The organism is Escherichia sp. E4742 (assembly GCF_005843885.1).
In the GTDB taxonomy this organism is placed as follows: Bacteria; Pseudomonadota; Gammaproteobacteria; order Enterobacterales; family Enterobacteriaceae; genus Escherichia.
The window spans coordinates 2,276,635-2,289,301 of sequence record NZ_CP040443.1; the positions used below are offsets into that span (position 1 = coordinate 2,276,635).

Here is a 12,667-nt window from a genome sequence, read left to right on the forward strand (position 1 = left end):
GCATGAAACTCGTCGGTAGCTACACCAGCCCGTTTGTACGCAAACTTTCTATTCTGTTGTTAGAAAAGGGCATAACTTTCGAATTTATTAATGAACTGCCCTATAACGCGGACAACGGCGTGGCGCAATTTAACCCGTTAGGGAAAGTGCCGGTGCTGGTGACCGAAGAGGGCGAATGCTGGTTTGATTCGCCGATCATCGCCGAATATATTGAATTAATGAATGTCGCTCCGGCGATGTTGCCACGCGATCCGCTGGAGTCGCTGCGAGTGCGTAAAATTGAGGCGCTGGCGGATGGCATTATGGATGCCGGGCTGGTGTCGGTGCGCGAACAGGCGCGTCCGGCGGCGCAGCAGTCTGAAGATGAATTGTTACGCCAGCGGGAGAAAATCAACCGCAGTCTGGATGTGCTGGAAGGATATCTGGTCGATGGCACGCTCAAAACCGATACGGTCAATCTGGCGACTATCGCCATTGCCTGTGCCGTCGGATATCTCAATTTCCGCCGCGTTGCGCCGGGCTGGTGTGTGGACCGCCCACACTTAGTCAAACTGGTCGAAAACCTGTTTAGCCGCGAAAGCTTCGCTCGCACCGAACCGCCAAAGGCTTGATGCGCGATATGTCCTCCTGACCCATCTCACGTTACAATCCGTGGTTATGTTAAACGCCCTTCTCCGTGCGAGAGGGCCTTGATGAGCCTGGTTTCCTATGACAACCGAAACGCGTTCCCTCTATAGTCAGCTTCCAGCTATCGATCGCTTATTGCGTGATAGCTCCTTCCTTTCTTTGCGTGATACTTATGGCCATACCCGTGTCGTGGAGCTGCTGCGTCAGATGCTCGACGAAGCGCGGGAAATGATTCGCGACAGCCAGTTGCTGCCTGCATGGTGTGAAAACTGGGCGCAAGAGGTTAATGCTCGTCTGGCGAAAGAGGCACAGAGCGCGCTGCGTCCGGTGATCAACCTGACGGGAACCGTGCTGCATACGAACCTTGGGCGGGCATTGCAGGCGGAAGCGGCGGTTGAGGCTGTTACGCAAGTTATGCGTTTGCCGGTGACGCTGGAATATGATCTGGATGACGCCGGACGCGGGCATCGCGATCGTGCGCTGGCACAGTTGTTATGTCGCATCACCGGCGCAGAAGATGCCTGTATCGTCAATAACAATGCGGCAGCGGTGCTGCTGATGTTGGCAGCAACTGCCAGCGGTAAAGAAGTGGTGGTGTCTCGCGGCGAACTGGTGGAGATTGGCGGCGCGTTTCGTATTCCTGACGTAATGCGCCAGGCGGGCTGCACCCTGCATGAAGTGGGGACGACCAACCGCACGCACGCGAATGATTATCGTCAGGCGGTGAATGAAAATACTGCGCTGTTGATGAAGGTACATACCAGTAATTACAGCATTCAGGGGTTCACTAAAGCGATAGACGAAGCGGAACTGGTGGCGCTCGGCAAAGAGCTGGATGTTCCCGTGGTGACTGATTTAGGCAGTGGTTCGCTGGTCGATCTTAGCCAGTACGGTTTGCCGAAAGAGCCGATGCCGCAGGAGTTGATTGCGGCGGGCGTCAGCCTGGTGAGCTTCTCTGGCGACAAGCTGTTAGGCGGGCCGCAGGCAGGGATCATCGTTGGTAAAAAAGAGATGATTGCTCGCCTGCAAAGCCATCCGCTGAAACGTGCATTACGCGCGGATAAAATGACCCTCGCGGCGCTGGAAGCCACGTTGCGTCTTTATTTACACCCTGAAGCACTGAGCGAAAAATTACCGACCCTGCGTCTGCTTACCCGCAGCGCAGAGGTCATTCAAATCCAGGCGCAACGGTTACAGGCTCCCCTTGCCGCACATTACGGCGCGGAGTTTGCGGTACAGGTTATGCCATGCTTGTCGCAGATTGGCAGTGGTTCGCTGCCGGTTGATCGCCTGCCGAGCGCGGCATTAACGTTTACACCCCATGACGGACGCGGCAGCCACCTTGAGGCATTAGCCGCCCGCTGGCGTGAATTGCCAGTTCCGGTGATTGGACGTATTTACGACGGGCGATTGTGGCTGGATTTACGCTGCCTTGAAGATGAGCAACGGTTTATGGAGATGTTGTTGAAATGATTATTGCGACTGCCGGACACGTTGACCACGGCAAAACGACCTTATTGCAGGCGATTACTGGTGTAAATGCCGACCGTCTGCCGGAAGAAAAAAAGCGCGGTATGACTATCGATCTCGGCTATGCCTACTGGCCGCAGCCGGATGGACGCGTGCCTGGATTTATCGACGTTCCCGGTCATGAAAAATTTCTTTCCAACATGCTGGCGGGCGTTGGTGGTATCGATCACGCGTTGCTGGTGGTGGCGTGTGATGACGGCGTGATGGCACAGACCCGTGAGCATCTGGCGATTTTGCAGCTTACCGGTAACCCGATGCTGACAGTGGCCCTGACTAAAGCCGATCGCGTGGACGAAGCGCGTGTTGATGAGGTTGAACGCCAGGTAAAGGAGGTGCTGCGGGAATACGGTTTTGCTGAGGCAAAACTGTTTATCACCGCAGCGACCGAAGGACGGGGAATTGATGCCCTGCGCGAACATCTGCTTCAGTTGCCGGAACGCGAACACGCCAGCCAACATAGTTTCCGCCTCGCTATCGACCGCGCATTTACCGTAAAAGGTGCCGGGCTGGTGGTGACCGGTACGGCGTTAAGCGGGGAAGTGAAGGTAGGCGATTCACTATGGCTGACTGGTGTAAATAAACCGATGCGCGTGCGTGCGCTGCATGCGCAAAACCAGCCAACAGAAACCGCCCATGCCGGGCAGCGTATCGCGCTTAACATCGCTGGTGATGCGGAAAAAGAACAGATTAACCGTGGCGACTGGCTGCTTGCCGATGTGCCGCCAGAGCCGTTCACACGAGTGATTGTCGAGTTACAAACCCATACGCCGCTGACCCAGTGGCAGCCGCTGCATATTCACCACGCCGCCAGCCACGTTACGGGACGCGTTTCGCTGCTGGAAGATAACCTTGCCGAACTGGTGTTCGACACGCCGCTGTGGCTGGCGGATAACGATCGCTTAGTGCTGCGCGATATCTCTGCCCGCAACACGTTGGCGGGGGCGCGCGTGGTGATGCTTAACCCGCCGCGTCGCGGTAAACGTAAGCCGGAATATCTGCAATGGCTGGCGTCACTGGCACGCACACAAAGCGATGCCGACGCACTGACCGTACATCTGGAGCGCGGTGCGGTTAACCTTGCCGATTTCGCCTGGGCGCGTCAGCTCAACGGCGAAGGGATGCGCGAACTGCTGCAACAGCCGGGCTATATTCAGGCTGGTTACAGTTTGTTGAACGCTCCAGTTGCCGCCCGCTGGCAACGTAAAATTCTCGACACACTGGCAACTTATCATGAGCAACATCGTGATGAACCTGGTCTAGGACGCGAGCGTCTGCGGCGCATGGCGTTGCCGATGGAAGATGAAGCACTGGTGCTGTTGCTGATTGAAAAGATGCGCGAAAGCGGCGACATCCACAGCCACCACGGCTGGCTGCATCTGCCGGATCACAAAGCGGGATTCAGCGAAGAGCAGCAGGCCATCTGGCAAAAAGTAGAGCCGCTGTTTGGTAACGAGCCTTGGTGGGTGCGTGACCTGGCAAAAGAGACGGGAACTGACGAACAGGCAATGCGCCTGACACTACGCCAGGCGGCGCAGCAGGGGATAATTACGGCGATCGTTAAAGATCGTTATTACCGTAACGATCGGATTGTCGAATTTGCCAATATGATCCGCGATCTCGATCAGGAGTGTGGCTCGACCTGTGCGGCGGATTTCCGCGATCGCTTAGGTGTAGGCCGAAAGCTGGCAATTCAAATTCTGGAATATTTTGACCGCATTGGTTTTACGCGGCGTCGTGGAAATGATCATTTATTGCGAGATGCATTATTATTTCCCGAAAAATAAGGAAATGATTAATTCATAATAAATATGAATTAATACAAAATTTTTATTGATATTAAGGAAGCACGTTATTTGATGAATGTAACGTGCTTTTTATTAAAAATATTTTAATAAACTCTAATGTCGATCATATTTTCGAATGAAAATACTTTGTAATCTGCCAGCCCTTTTTTACTCTTCCAGGAGTGTTTTATGGCAGCTTCAACCTTTTTTATTCCTTCAGTGAATGTCATTGGTGCCGATTCATTGACTGACGCAATGAATATGATGGCAGACTATGGATTTACCCGTACATTAATTGTTACTGACAATATTTTAACGAAATTAGGTATGGCGGGCGATGTGCAAAAAGCACTGGAAGAACGCAATATTTTTAGCGTTATTTATGATGGCACCCAGCCTAACCCAACCACGGAAAACGTCGCCGCAGGTCTCAAACTGCTGAAAGAAAATAATTGCGATAGCGTGATTTCCTTAGGTGGTGGTTCTCCGCACGACTGTGCGAAAGGCATTGCGCTGGTGGCAGCCAACGGCGGTGATATTCGCGATTACGAAGGCGTTGACCGCTCTGCAAAACCGCAGTTGCCGATGATTGCCATCAACACCACGGCGGGTACCGCGTCTGAAATGACCCGTTTCTGCATTATCACTGACGAAGCACGTCACATCAAAATGGCGATTGTGGATAAACACGTGACTCCGCTGCTTTCTGTCAATGACTCCTCTCTGATGATCGGTATGCCGAAGTCGCTGACCGCCGCAACGGGTATGGATGCCTTAACACACGCTATCGAAGCGTATGTGTCTATTGCCGCAACGCCGATCACTGACGCTTGTGCACTGAAAGCCGTGACCATGATTGCCGAAAACCTGCCGTTAGCCGTAGAAGATGGCAGCAATGCGAAAGCGCGTGAAGCGATGGCTTATGCCCAGTTCCTCGCCGGTATGGCGTTCAACAATGCCTCTTTGGGTTATGTTCATGCGATGGCGCACCAGTTAGGTGGTTTCTACAATCTGCCGCACGGTGTATGTAACGCCGTTCTGCTGCCGCACGTTCAGGTATTCAACAGCAAAGTAGCCGCCGCACGTCTGCGTGACTGCGCTGCTGCGATGGGTGTGAATGTGACAGGTAAAAACGACGCGGAAGGTGCAGAAGCCTGCATTAACGCTATCCGCGAACTGGCGAAGAAAGTCGATATTCCGGCAGGTCTGCGCGACCTGAACGTGAAAGAAGAAGATTTCGCGGTACTGGCGACCAATGCCCTGAAAGATGCCTGCGGATTTACTAACCCGATTCAGGCAACTCACGAAGAAATTGTAGCGATTTATCGCGCTGCGATGTAATCATCATCCCCACAACGGCTGGCAAATTGTCAGCCGCTTTTTCAACTATCTCTGTAATCCTTGCCCGTAAATTCGTGATAGCCGTCGTAAAGCTGTTACCGACTGGCGAAGATTTCGCCAGTCACGTCTACCCTTGTTATACCTCACACCGCAAGGAGACTACCATGACCAACAATCCCCCTTCAGCACAGATTAAGCCCGGCGAGTATGGTTTCCCCCTCAAGTTAAAATCCCGCTATGACAACTTTATCGGCGGCGAATGGGTAGCACCCGCCGATGGCGAGTATTACCAGAACCTGACGCCGGTGACCGGGCAGCTACTGTGCGAAGTGGCGTCTTCTGGCAAACGCGATATCGATCTGGCGCTGGATGCTGCGCATAAAGTGAAAGATAAATGGGCGCATACCTCGGTACAGGATCGTGCGGCGATTCTGTTTAAGATTGCCGATCGGATGGAGCAAAACCTGGAGCTGTTAGCGACCGCAGAAACCTGGGATAACGGCAAACCCATCCGCGAAACCAGTGCTGCCGATGTGCCGCTGGCGATTGACCATTTCCGCTATTTCGCCTCGTGTATTCGGGCGCAGGAAGGTGGGATCAGTGAAGTCGATAGCGAAACCGTGGCTTATCACTTCCACGAACCGTTAGGCGTGGTGGGGCAGATTATCCCGTGGAACTTCCCGCTGCTGATGGCGAGCTGGAAAATGGCTCCTGCGCTGGCAGCGGGCAACTGCGTAGTGCTGAAACCCGCACGACTTACCCCGCTTTCAGTACTGCTGCTAATGGAAATCGTCGGTGATTTACTGCCGCCAGGTGTGGTGAACGTGGTCAACGGCGCGGGCGGCGAAATCGGTGAATATCTGGCAACTTCAAAACGTATTGCCAAAGTGGCATTTACTGGCTCAACGGAAGTCGGCCAGCAAATTATGCAGTACGCCACGCAGAACATTATTCCGGTGACGCTGGAGCTGGGCGGTAAGTCGCCAAATATATTCTTTGCTGATGTGATGGATGAAGAAGATGCTTTCTTCGATAAGGCGCTGGAGGGCTTTGCGCTGTTCGCTTTCAACCAGGGCGAAGTCTGTACCTGCCCAAGCCGTGCTTTAGTGCAGGAGTCTATCTACGAACGCTTTATGGAACGCGCCATCCGTCGTGTTGAAAGCATTCGTAGCGGTAACCCGCTCGACAGCGTGACGCAAATGGGTGCACAGGTTTCTCACGGGCAACTGGAAACCATCCTCAATTACATTGATATCGGTAAAAAAGAGGGGGCGGATGTGCTTACCGGCGGGCGGCGTAAGCTGCTGGAAGGGGAACTGAAAGACGGCTACTACCTCGAACCGACGATTCTGTTTGGTCAGAACAATATGCGTGTGTTCCAGGAAGAGATATTTGGCCCGGTGCTGGCGGTAACCACCTTTAAAACGATGGACGAGGCGCTGGAGCTGGCGAACGACACACAATATGGCCTGGGTGCAGGCGTCTGGAGTCGTAACGGCAATCTGGCCTATAAGATGGGGCGCGGCATTCAGGCCGGACGTGTGTGGACCAACTGTTATCACGCCTACCCGGCACACGCAGCGTTTGGTGGCTACAAACAGTCGGGCATCGGACGCGAAACCCATAAGATGATGCTGGAGCATTATCAGCAAACCAAGTGTCTGCTGGTGAGCTACTCGGATAAACCGTTGGGGCTGTTCTGATGTAAAAAGCTGGTCGCATCGGGTATTCATTGCCTGATGCGACGCTTACGTGTCTTATCATGCCTACGGGGGGGATATGTTTACACCTGACCGTAGGCCGGATAAGGCGTACACGCCGCATCCGGCATAAACAAAGCGCACGTTGTTACAAAAACCTACGTGCGCAATAACCCAGACTACGCCAACAGAAGTGCGTTTCTGGGGCGTGTTTTGCCAGGAGTTTAATCTCGTGTTTCGATGGTGAGCGGGCGAACCAGGCTGTACAACCACAAACCAAAACAAGCGATAGTGCCAATCACCACGGTGAGGAACACACTGACTGACAGGCCTGCAAGCAATCCCGCAGGCAGGGCCAGCAGGCCGTGGATCACGGTGTCGTTCCATCTCACCTGGTCGTAGCCAAACATGCCTAAAACGCCGCAAACCAGGCCGTAAATCACCATTGGTGTTCCGAGACCAATCAATAATAAACGGTAGATAATTGAAGGTTTAATACGCTTAATCTGTACTATGGATGTTTTACTGGAGTTATTCATTAGTTTGGCCAATAGTTCCATTATTTCAATATGATAAGCCTCGACCTGTTGAAAAGCCAGGCAGCACACTTCAGAAAGTATATAAAAAACAATATGTCGTTATATAAATAAGGAAATTGCCCTGCATCATGGTATTTCATAATATGCGTTAATTGTTCTTTTGTATATTCTCTGAGGGAAATATGTTCCTGGATTATTTTGCACTGGGAGTGCTTATTTTTGTATTTCTGGTGATCTTCTATGGGATTATTATTTTACATGATATTCCCTACCTGATAGCGAAAAAACGTAATCATCCTCATGCCGATGCCATTCATGTTGCCGGTTGGGTGAGTTTGTTTACGCTGCACGTTATCTGGCCTTTTTTGTGGATTTGGGCCACGCTTTACCGCCCGGAGCGGGGATGGGGAATGCAAAGCCATGATTCATCCGTTATGCAACTGCAACAGCGCATTGCCGGGCTGGAGAAACAGCTCGCCGACATGAAAGCTCCTTCTACCGAGTAATATTTATGGATTTACTGATTATTCTGACCTATGTGGCTTTCGCATGGGCAATGTTTAAGATTTTTAAAATCCCCGTGAATAAATGGACCATCCCTACTGCGGCACTGGGCGGCATATTTATTGTCAGCGGCTTAATTCTATTAATGAACTATAACCATCCATACACCTTTAAAGCGCAAAAAGCGGTTATTTCCATTCCGGTTGTTCCGCAGGTGACGGGTGTAGTAATTGAAGTGACGGACAAGAAAAATACGTTGATTAAAAAAGGTGAGGTGCTGTTCCGACTGGACCCGACGCGTTATCAGGCACGGGTAGATCGGCTGATGGCGGATACCGTCACCGCAGAACATAAGCAGCGGGCATTGGGCGCAGAGTTAGATGAGATGGCGGCGAATACCCAGCAGGCAAAGGCCACGCGGGATAAATTCGCTAAAGAGTATCAGCGTTACGCACGCGGCAGCCAGGCGAAAGTAAACCCGTTTTCAGAACGGGATATCGATGTGGCGCGGCAAAATTATCTGGCGCAGGAAGCCTCAGTGAAGTCATCGGCGGCGGAACAAAAACAGATCCAGAGCCAACTGGATAGCCTGGTGTTGGGGGAACATTCACAAATCGCCAGCCTGAAAGCGCAGCTTGCGGAAGCAAAATATAACCTTGAGCAGACGGTAGTGCGTGCGCCGAGCGACGGTTACGTGACTCAGGTACTGATTCGTCCAGGAACGTATGCCGCGTCGCTGCCGCTGCGTCCGGTAATGGTGTTTATACCCGATCAGAAACGACAAATTGTGGCGCAGTTCCGCCAGAACTCCTTGCTGCGCCTGGCCCCCGGCGATGATGCGGAAGTGGTGTTTAATGCCCTGCCAGGTAAGGTCTTCAGCGGTAAGCTGGCAGCCATCAGTCCAGCTGTTCCCGGCGGGGCTTATCAGTCGACCGGCACCTTACAGTCGTTAAACACAGCGCCGGGTTCAGATGGCGTTATCGCGACTATTGAGCTGGATGAGCATACTGATTTGAGCGCTTTACCAGACGGTATTTACGCCCAGGTGGCGGTCTATTCCGATCATTTCAGCCATGTTTCGGTTATGCGCAAAGTGCTGTTACGCATGACCAGCTGGGTGCATTACCTTTATCTCGACCATTAATCTTTGTTTTCCGCCGCTTGTTCAGGCCGCAGTTGCTGCGACTGAGCAAGCTGGTGGCGTATTTCACGCAGCATCTCGTCCAACACATACTGGACCCGCCAGGGCTGGTATTCCCGTTTACGGAAGATAGCCACCAGATCCAGCCACCATTCATACGGTTGCTGAAAGCAGGGGATCAGCGTGCCGTCTTGCAGGTCGCTCTGCACACTTTTGTCTGGCGCAAACACAATCCCCAGGTGATTTCGCGCCAGCTCCAGCGCCGACTGAGTATTGTCACAGACGTAATTTCCCTTAACACGATAATCACGTACTTCTTTACTTCCGGCGACGTTGAAGCGCCAGATATTCGCGTCATCGATCATCATCGAGTCGATCAAAATACAGGAGTGATGTTCAAGTTCGTCTGGTCGGCTAATGGGGTGTTTCTCAAGATAAGTTTGGCTGGCATAGGCGGTTACTGCATATTGCGTAATAAAACTGGCAACCAGCGATTCATCTTTTGGTGGCGCGTAGCTGATTAAAACATCACAATCATCGGGAAATTCGACACCTTCATAAAAGGCGTTGCGCTCAAGATTGCAGGTTTTTAGCGATAAAGTGATTTCACCGATATCTTTAATTTTGTCGATAACGTGTTTGGATAAATAGGTAATAATGCCAGTTGGTGCGTAGATGGTAACCCGACCACGTTTCTCATGCTTATAATCTGCAATAAAATTATTAAGCTGCTCGTTTCTGTCGAGCATATCATTAATGTACGGCAATAGCGCGGTGCCAAAAGGCGTCAGCATCAATTGCCGTGTGGTTCTGTCAAAGACCTTTAAGCCAACTTTTGATTCAAAATCAGCAAGATATTTACTAACATTGGCCTGCGCGATGCCAAGTACGGTAGCCGCATGGCTGATATTTTCACTGGCAGCGATTACCGAGATAATTTTTAACTCCCGGTACTTGAGTTGTAATTTTGTCATCGCAACAGTCCAACTTATATATAATTTTATATATTACTATATAAATATGAATCTTGCACCGGAGAAATTGTAAGTATTACTATGCCGACTCTTTTTTATCTTAATTTAAAATGGAATGTCGGATATGTTAATTAACCGCAATATTGTGGCGTTATTTTTTATGCCTTTTATGGCAAGTGCAACTGCCGCAGAATTATCTGTTGGTGCTGGCGCAGTTTATAATGAATCGCCTTATCGTGGTTATAATGAAAATACCAAAGCAATTCCGCTGATCAGTTATGAGGGCGATTCTTTTTATGTTCGCCAGACGACGTTAGGTTTTATTCTGTCGCAAAGTGAAAAAAATGAACTTAGCCTGACTGCATCCTGGATGCCGCTGGAATTTGATCCTGCCGATAATGACGACCATGCTATGCAACAACTCGATAAGCGTGACAGTACGGCAATGGCGGGAGTTGCCTGGTATCACCATGAGCGTTGGGGGACCGTGAAAGCTTCTGCGGCGGCTGATGTTCTGGATAACAGTAACGGTTGGGTAGGTGAGTTATCGTTATTCCACAAAATGCAGATAGGTCGCCTTTCGCTGACACCTGCTCTTGGCGTTCTCTATTATGACGAGAATTTCAGTGACTATTACTATGGCATTTCAGAGAGCGAGTCTCGTCGCAGCGGTCTGGCGAGTTATACCGCGCAAGATGCCTGGGTGCCTTATGTCAGCCTGACGGCAAAATACCCCATCGGAGAACACGTCGTATTAATGGCGAGTGCCGGATACAGTGAGCTGCCAGAAGAGATTACTAACAGCCCAATGATTGACCGTAATGAAAGTTTTACTTTTGTCACCGGCGTGAGTTGGCGTTTTTAATGGACCCGGGAGATGTTGGATAAATTGCGTCAGCGAAATCGATATTAACCAATTGTAATCGCGGTGTCGGAGGGGTATCCGGCACCGCAGTGGATTATGCCAGGTAAAACACTTCTTGCAGATCGCTACTGACCGGGCTGTTATCCGGATTAGCGGGCATCACGTCCTTCATATGCTGCCACCAACGTTGGCAGACTTCAGTGCTGGCAACCGCATTCCACCGTTCTTCAGATTCAATCTCTACCGTGGCAAACAGCAAATTACGCGTGCTGTCGAGATAGATGGCGTAGCTATGCGCGCCGTGGGATTTCAATACTGCTTCCAGTTCCGGCCAGACTGGGTTATGCCGACGCTGATACTCTGCGTGGGCATCGGAGTTTACCTGCATCACAAAGGCTTTGCGGATCATGTTTGCTCCTTATAGTGCCAGCGCGCTAGCCAGTGGGGTAACGCCGAAACGCTTGCCGAGGGCTATCAACTCTTCACGGCTGATGGTCTTTTTCATGCCGCCCATCGAATATATTTTCACTAACACTTCCGCCGATTTTTCTGCGGTATCGATCAGGCCAAACGCTTCGTCCAGCGTCGGACCGCTGCCGAAGACGCCGTGGAAAGGCCAGAGAGCCAGTGAGTGTTTTTGCATTTCCTGCGCGGTGGCCTGGCCAATTTCGTCCGTGCCGGGCACCATCCACGGCAAAATGCCAACGCCGTCCGGGAATACCACCAGGCACTCGGTGCTGCCTTCCCACAGTTGGCGGGTGAAGACTGCCGTGTCGTTTTCCAGCACATAGGTGAGGGCGATCAGGTTGGTGGCGTGGCAGTGCATGATTACCCGATCTTTACCGTTGGTGGCTTTAATGCGTTCGCAATGGGAGAGAAAGTGTGCCGGAAGTTCAGAAGTTGGGACGGCTTCGTGGGTTAGCCCCCAGAGAATATGGTAGCCCGCGCCGTCGCTGTCGACTTTTACGACGCCTAAATTGGCAGCGGGATCGAGCTGGACGTTACGAAAGAATTTGCCGGAGCCGGTGACGATAAACGGTGTATTTGCCAGTAAAGGCATTGGCTGGCTTAACGGAATATAGCGCGGTTGTGGATGGAAGCTGTCGTGATAAGGCGCGATATCGGCGTCATCCAGGCGCAGCGTCAGGTTACCGCCGTTGCGCTCGTCCCAGCCTTTCAGCCAGGCGTCGGTTGTGGCTTTGATCATTCCCTGGACAAACCAGGACTGGGTAATGTTTTGCATGTTCTGTGTTCCTGTAAATTCAGTGTTGTCGGATGCACGATCCGTAGGCCGGATAAGGCACTCGCGCCGCATCCGGCAATCAACGCCTGATGCGACGCTGTCGCGTCTTATCAGGCCTACAACTGTTGCTGACCCGTAGGCCGGATAAGGCACTCGCGCCGCATCCGGCAATCAATGCCTGATGCGACGCTGTCGCGTCTTATCAGGCCTACAACTGTTGCCGACCCGTAGGCCGGATAAGGCACTCGCGCCGCATCCGGCAATCAACGCCTGATGCGACGCTGTCGCGTCTTATCAGGCCTACAACTGTTGCCGACCCGTAGGCCGGATAAGGCGCTTGCGCCGCATCCGGCAATCAGCACCTGATGCGACGCTGTCGCGTCTTATCAGGCCTACAACTGTTGCCGACCCGTAGGCCG

12 protein-coding genes are annotated in these 12,667 nt (G+C 51.9%); 8 read left to right on the forward strand and 4 right to left on the reverse strand.

Going from position 1 to position 12,667, the window contains the following annotated elements:
* Nucleotides 1–2 precede the first annotated feature (2 nt).
* The 5 genes from FEM44_RS11120 (at nt 3) to aldB (ending at nt 6,985) form a co-directional block, all read left to right on the forward strand.
* A complete protein-coding gene (locus tag FEM44_RS11120) occupies nt 3–611 on the forward strand; it encodes a glutathione S-transferase (protein ID WP_000779792.1) in 609 nt (202 codons plus the stop codon).
* Between the two features lie 97 nt (nt 612–708).
* Nucleotides 709–2,100, forward strand: a complete 1,392-nt coding sequence (selA, locus tag FEM44_RS11125) for an L-seryl-tRNA(Sec) selenium transferase (protein WP_135523856.1) — start codon at nt 709–711, stop codon at nt 2,098–2,100.
* Complete coding sequence (gene selB / locus FEM44_RS11130) at nt 2,097–3,941, forward strand: selenocysteine-specific translation elongation factor (RefSeq protein ID WP_135523857.1); 1,845 nt, start codon at nt 2,097–2,099, stop codon at nt 3,939–3,941. The genes selA and selB overlap by 4 nt, the downstream gene beginning before the upstream one ends.
* A 189-nt stretch (nt 3,942–4,130) precedes the next feature.
* Complete coding sequence (yiaY, locus tag FEM44_RS11135; RefSeq protein ID WP_000741515.1) at nt 4,131–5,282, forward strand: L-threonine dehydrogenase; 1,152 nt, start codon at nt 4,131–4,133, stop codon at nt 5,280–5,282.
* A gap of 164 nt (nt 5,283–5,446) precedes the next feature.
* Nucleotides 5,447–6,985, forward strand: a complete 1,539-nt coding sequence (aldB, locus tag FEM44_RS11140; RefSeq protein WP_135523858.1) for an aldehyde dehydrogenase AldB — start codon at nt 5,447–5,449, stop codon at nt 6,983–6,985.
* 221 nt (nt 6,986–7,206) lie between these two features.
* Here aldB and FEM44_RS11145 read toward each other — a convergent pair whose 3' ends face one another.
* Entirely contained in the window at nt 7,207–7,521 is a 315-nt protein-coding gene (locus FEM44_RS11145; protein ID WP_135523859.1) for a hypothetical protein, read from the reverse strand.
* Nucleotides 7,522–7,703: 182 nt separating this feature from the next.
* Here FEM44_RS11145 and FEM44_RS11150 point away from each other — a divergent pair, with 182 nt between their 5' ends.
* Complete coding sequence (locus tag FEM44_RS11150; RefSeq protein ID WP_130258353.1) at nt 7,704–8,027, forward strand: DUF3302 domain-containing protein; 324 nt, start codon at nt 7,704–7,706, stop codon at nt 8,025–8,027.
* A gap of 5 nt (nt 8,028–8,032) precedes the next feature.
* On the forward strand, nt 8,033–9,169 hold the full coding sequence (locus FEM44_RS11155) for an HlyD family secretion protein (RefSeq protein WP_138158996.1): 1,137 nt from the start codon (nt 8,033–8,035) through the stop codon (nt 9,167–9,169).
* Here FEM44_RS11155 and FEM44_RS11160 read toward each other — a convergent pair.
* Nucleotides 9,166–10,140 (reverse strand): LysR family transcriptional regulator, encoded by a 975-nt coding sequence (locus tag FEM44_RS11160; protein ID WP_130206642.1) that lies wholly within the window; start codon nt 10,138–10,140, stop codon nt 9,166–9,168. The genes FEM44_RS11155 and FEM44_RS11160 overlap by 4 nt on opposite strands.
* Before the next feature lie 124 nt (nt 10,141–10,264).
* On the opposite strand from FEM44_RS11160, the gene FEM44_RS11165 reads away from it, so the two are divergent.
* Complete coding sequence (locus FEM44_RS11165; RefSeq protein ID WP_130206640.1) at nt 10,265–11,005, forward strand: MipA/OmpV family protein; 741 nt, start codon at nt 10,265–10,267, stop codon at nt 11,003–11,005.
* A 94-nt stretch (nt 11,006–11,099) separates the two neighbouring features.
* Here FEM44_RS11165 and rhaM read toward each other — a convergent pair whose 3' ends face one another.
* Both rhaM and rhaD read right to left on the reverse strand, forming a co-directional pair.
* Complete coding sequence (gene rhaM, locus FEM44_RS11170; protein WP_135523860.1) at nt 11,100–11,414, reverse strand: L-rhamnose mutarotase; 315 nt, start codon at nt 11,412–11,414, stop codon at nt 11,100–11,102.
* A 9-nt stretch (nt 11,415–11,423) separates the two neighbouring features.
* Nucleotides 11,424–12,248: a rhamnulose-1-phosphate aldolase gene (gene rhaD, locus FEM44_RS11175; RefSeq protein WP_135523861.1), complete on the reverse strand. Its 825-nt coding sequence runs from the start codon at nt 12,246–12,248 to the stop codon at nt 11,424–11,426.
* Nucleotides 12,249–12,667 lie beyond the last annotated feature (419 nt).

Excerpts from the sequence above, each read along its gene's own strand:
- FEM44_RS11120 (WP_000779792.1), top strand. The coding sequence starts at position 3 with ATGAAACTCGTCGGTAGCTACACCAGCCCGTTTGTACGCAAACTTTCT.
- selA (WP_135523856.1), top strand. The coding sequence starts at position 709 with ATGACAACCGAAACGCGTTCCCTCTATAGTCAGCTTCCAGCTATCGAT.
- selB (WP_135523857.1), top strand. The coding sequence starts at position 2,097 with ATGATTATTGCGACTGCCGGACACGTTGACCACGGCAAAACGACCTTA.
- yiaY (WP_000741515.1), top strand. The coding sequence starts at position 4,131 with ATGGCAGCTTCAACCTTTTTTATTCCTTCAGTGAATGTCATTGGTGCC.
- aldB (WP_135523858.1), top strand. The coding sequence starts at position 5,447 with ATGACCAACAATCCCCCTTCAGCACAGATTAAGCCCGGCGAGTATGGT.
- FEM44_RS11145 (WP_135523859.1), bottom strand. The coding sequence starts at position 7,521 with ATGAATAACTCCAGTAAAACATCCATAGTACAGATTAAGCGTATTAAA.
- FEM44_RS11150 (WP_130258353.1), top strand. The coding sequence starts at position 7,704 with ATGTTCCTGGATTATTTTGCACTGGGAGTGCTTATTTTTGTATTTCTG.
- FEM44_RS11155 (WP_138158996.1), top strand. The coding sequence starts at position 8,033 with ATGGATTTACTGATTATTCTGACCTATGTGGCTTTCGCATGGGCAATG.
- FEM44_RS11160 (WP_130206642.1), bottom strand. The coding sequence starts at position 10,140 with ATGACAAAATTACAACTCAAGTACCGGGAGTTAAAAATTATCTCGGTA.
- FEM44_RS11165 (WP_130206640.1), top strand. The coding sequence starts at position 10,265 with ATGTTAATTAACCGCAATATTGTGGCGTTATTTTTTATGCCTTTTATG.
- rhaM (WP_135523860.1), bottom strand. The coding sequence starts at position 11,414 with ATGATCCGCAAAGCCTTTGTGATGCAGGTAAACTCCGATGCCCACGCA.
- rhaD (WP_135523861.1), bottom strand. The coding sequence starts at position 12,248 with ATGCAAAACATTACCCAGTCCTGGTTTGTCCAGGGAATGATCAAAGCC.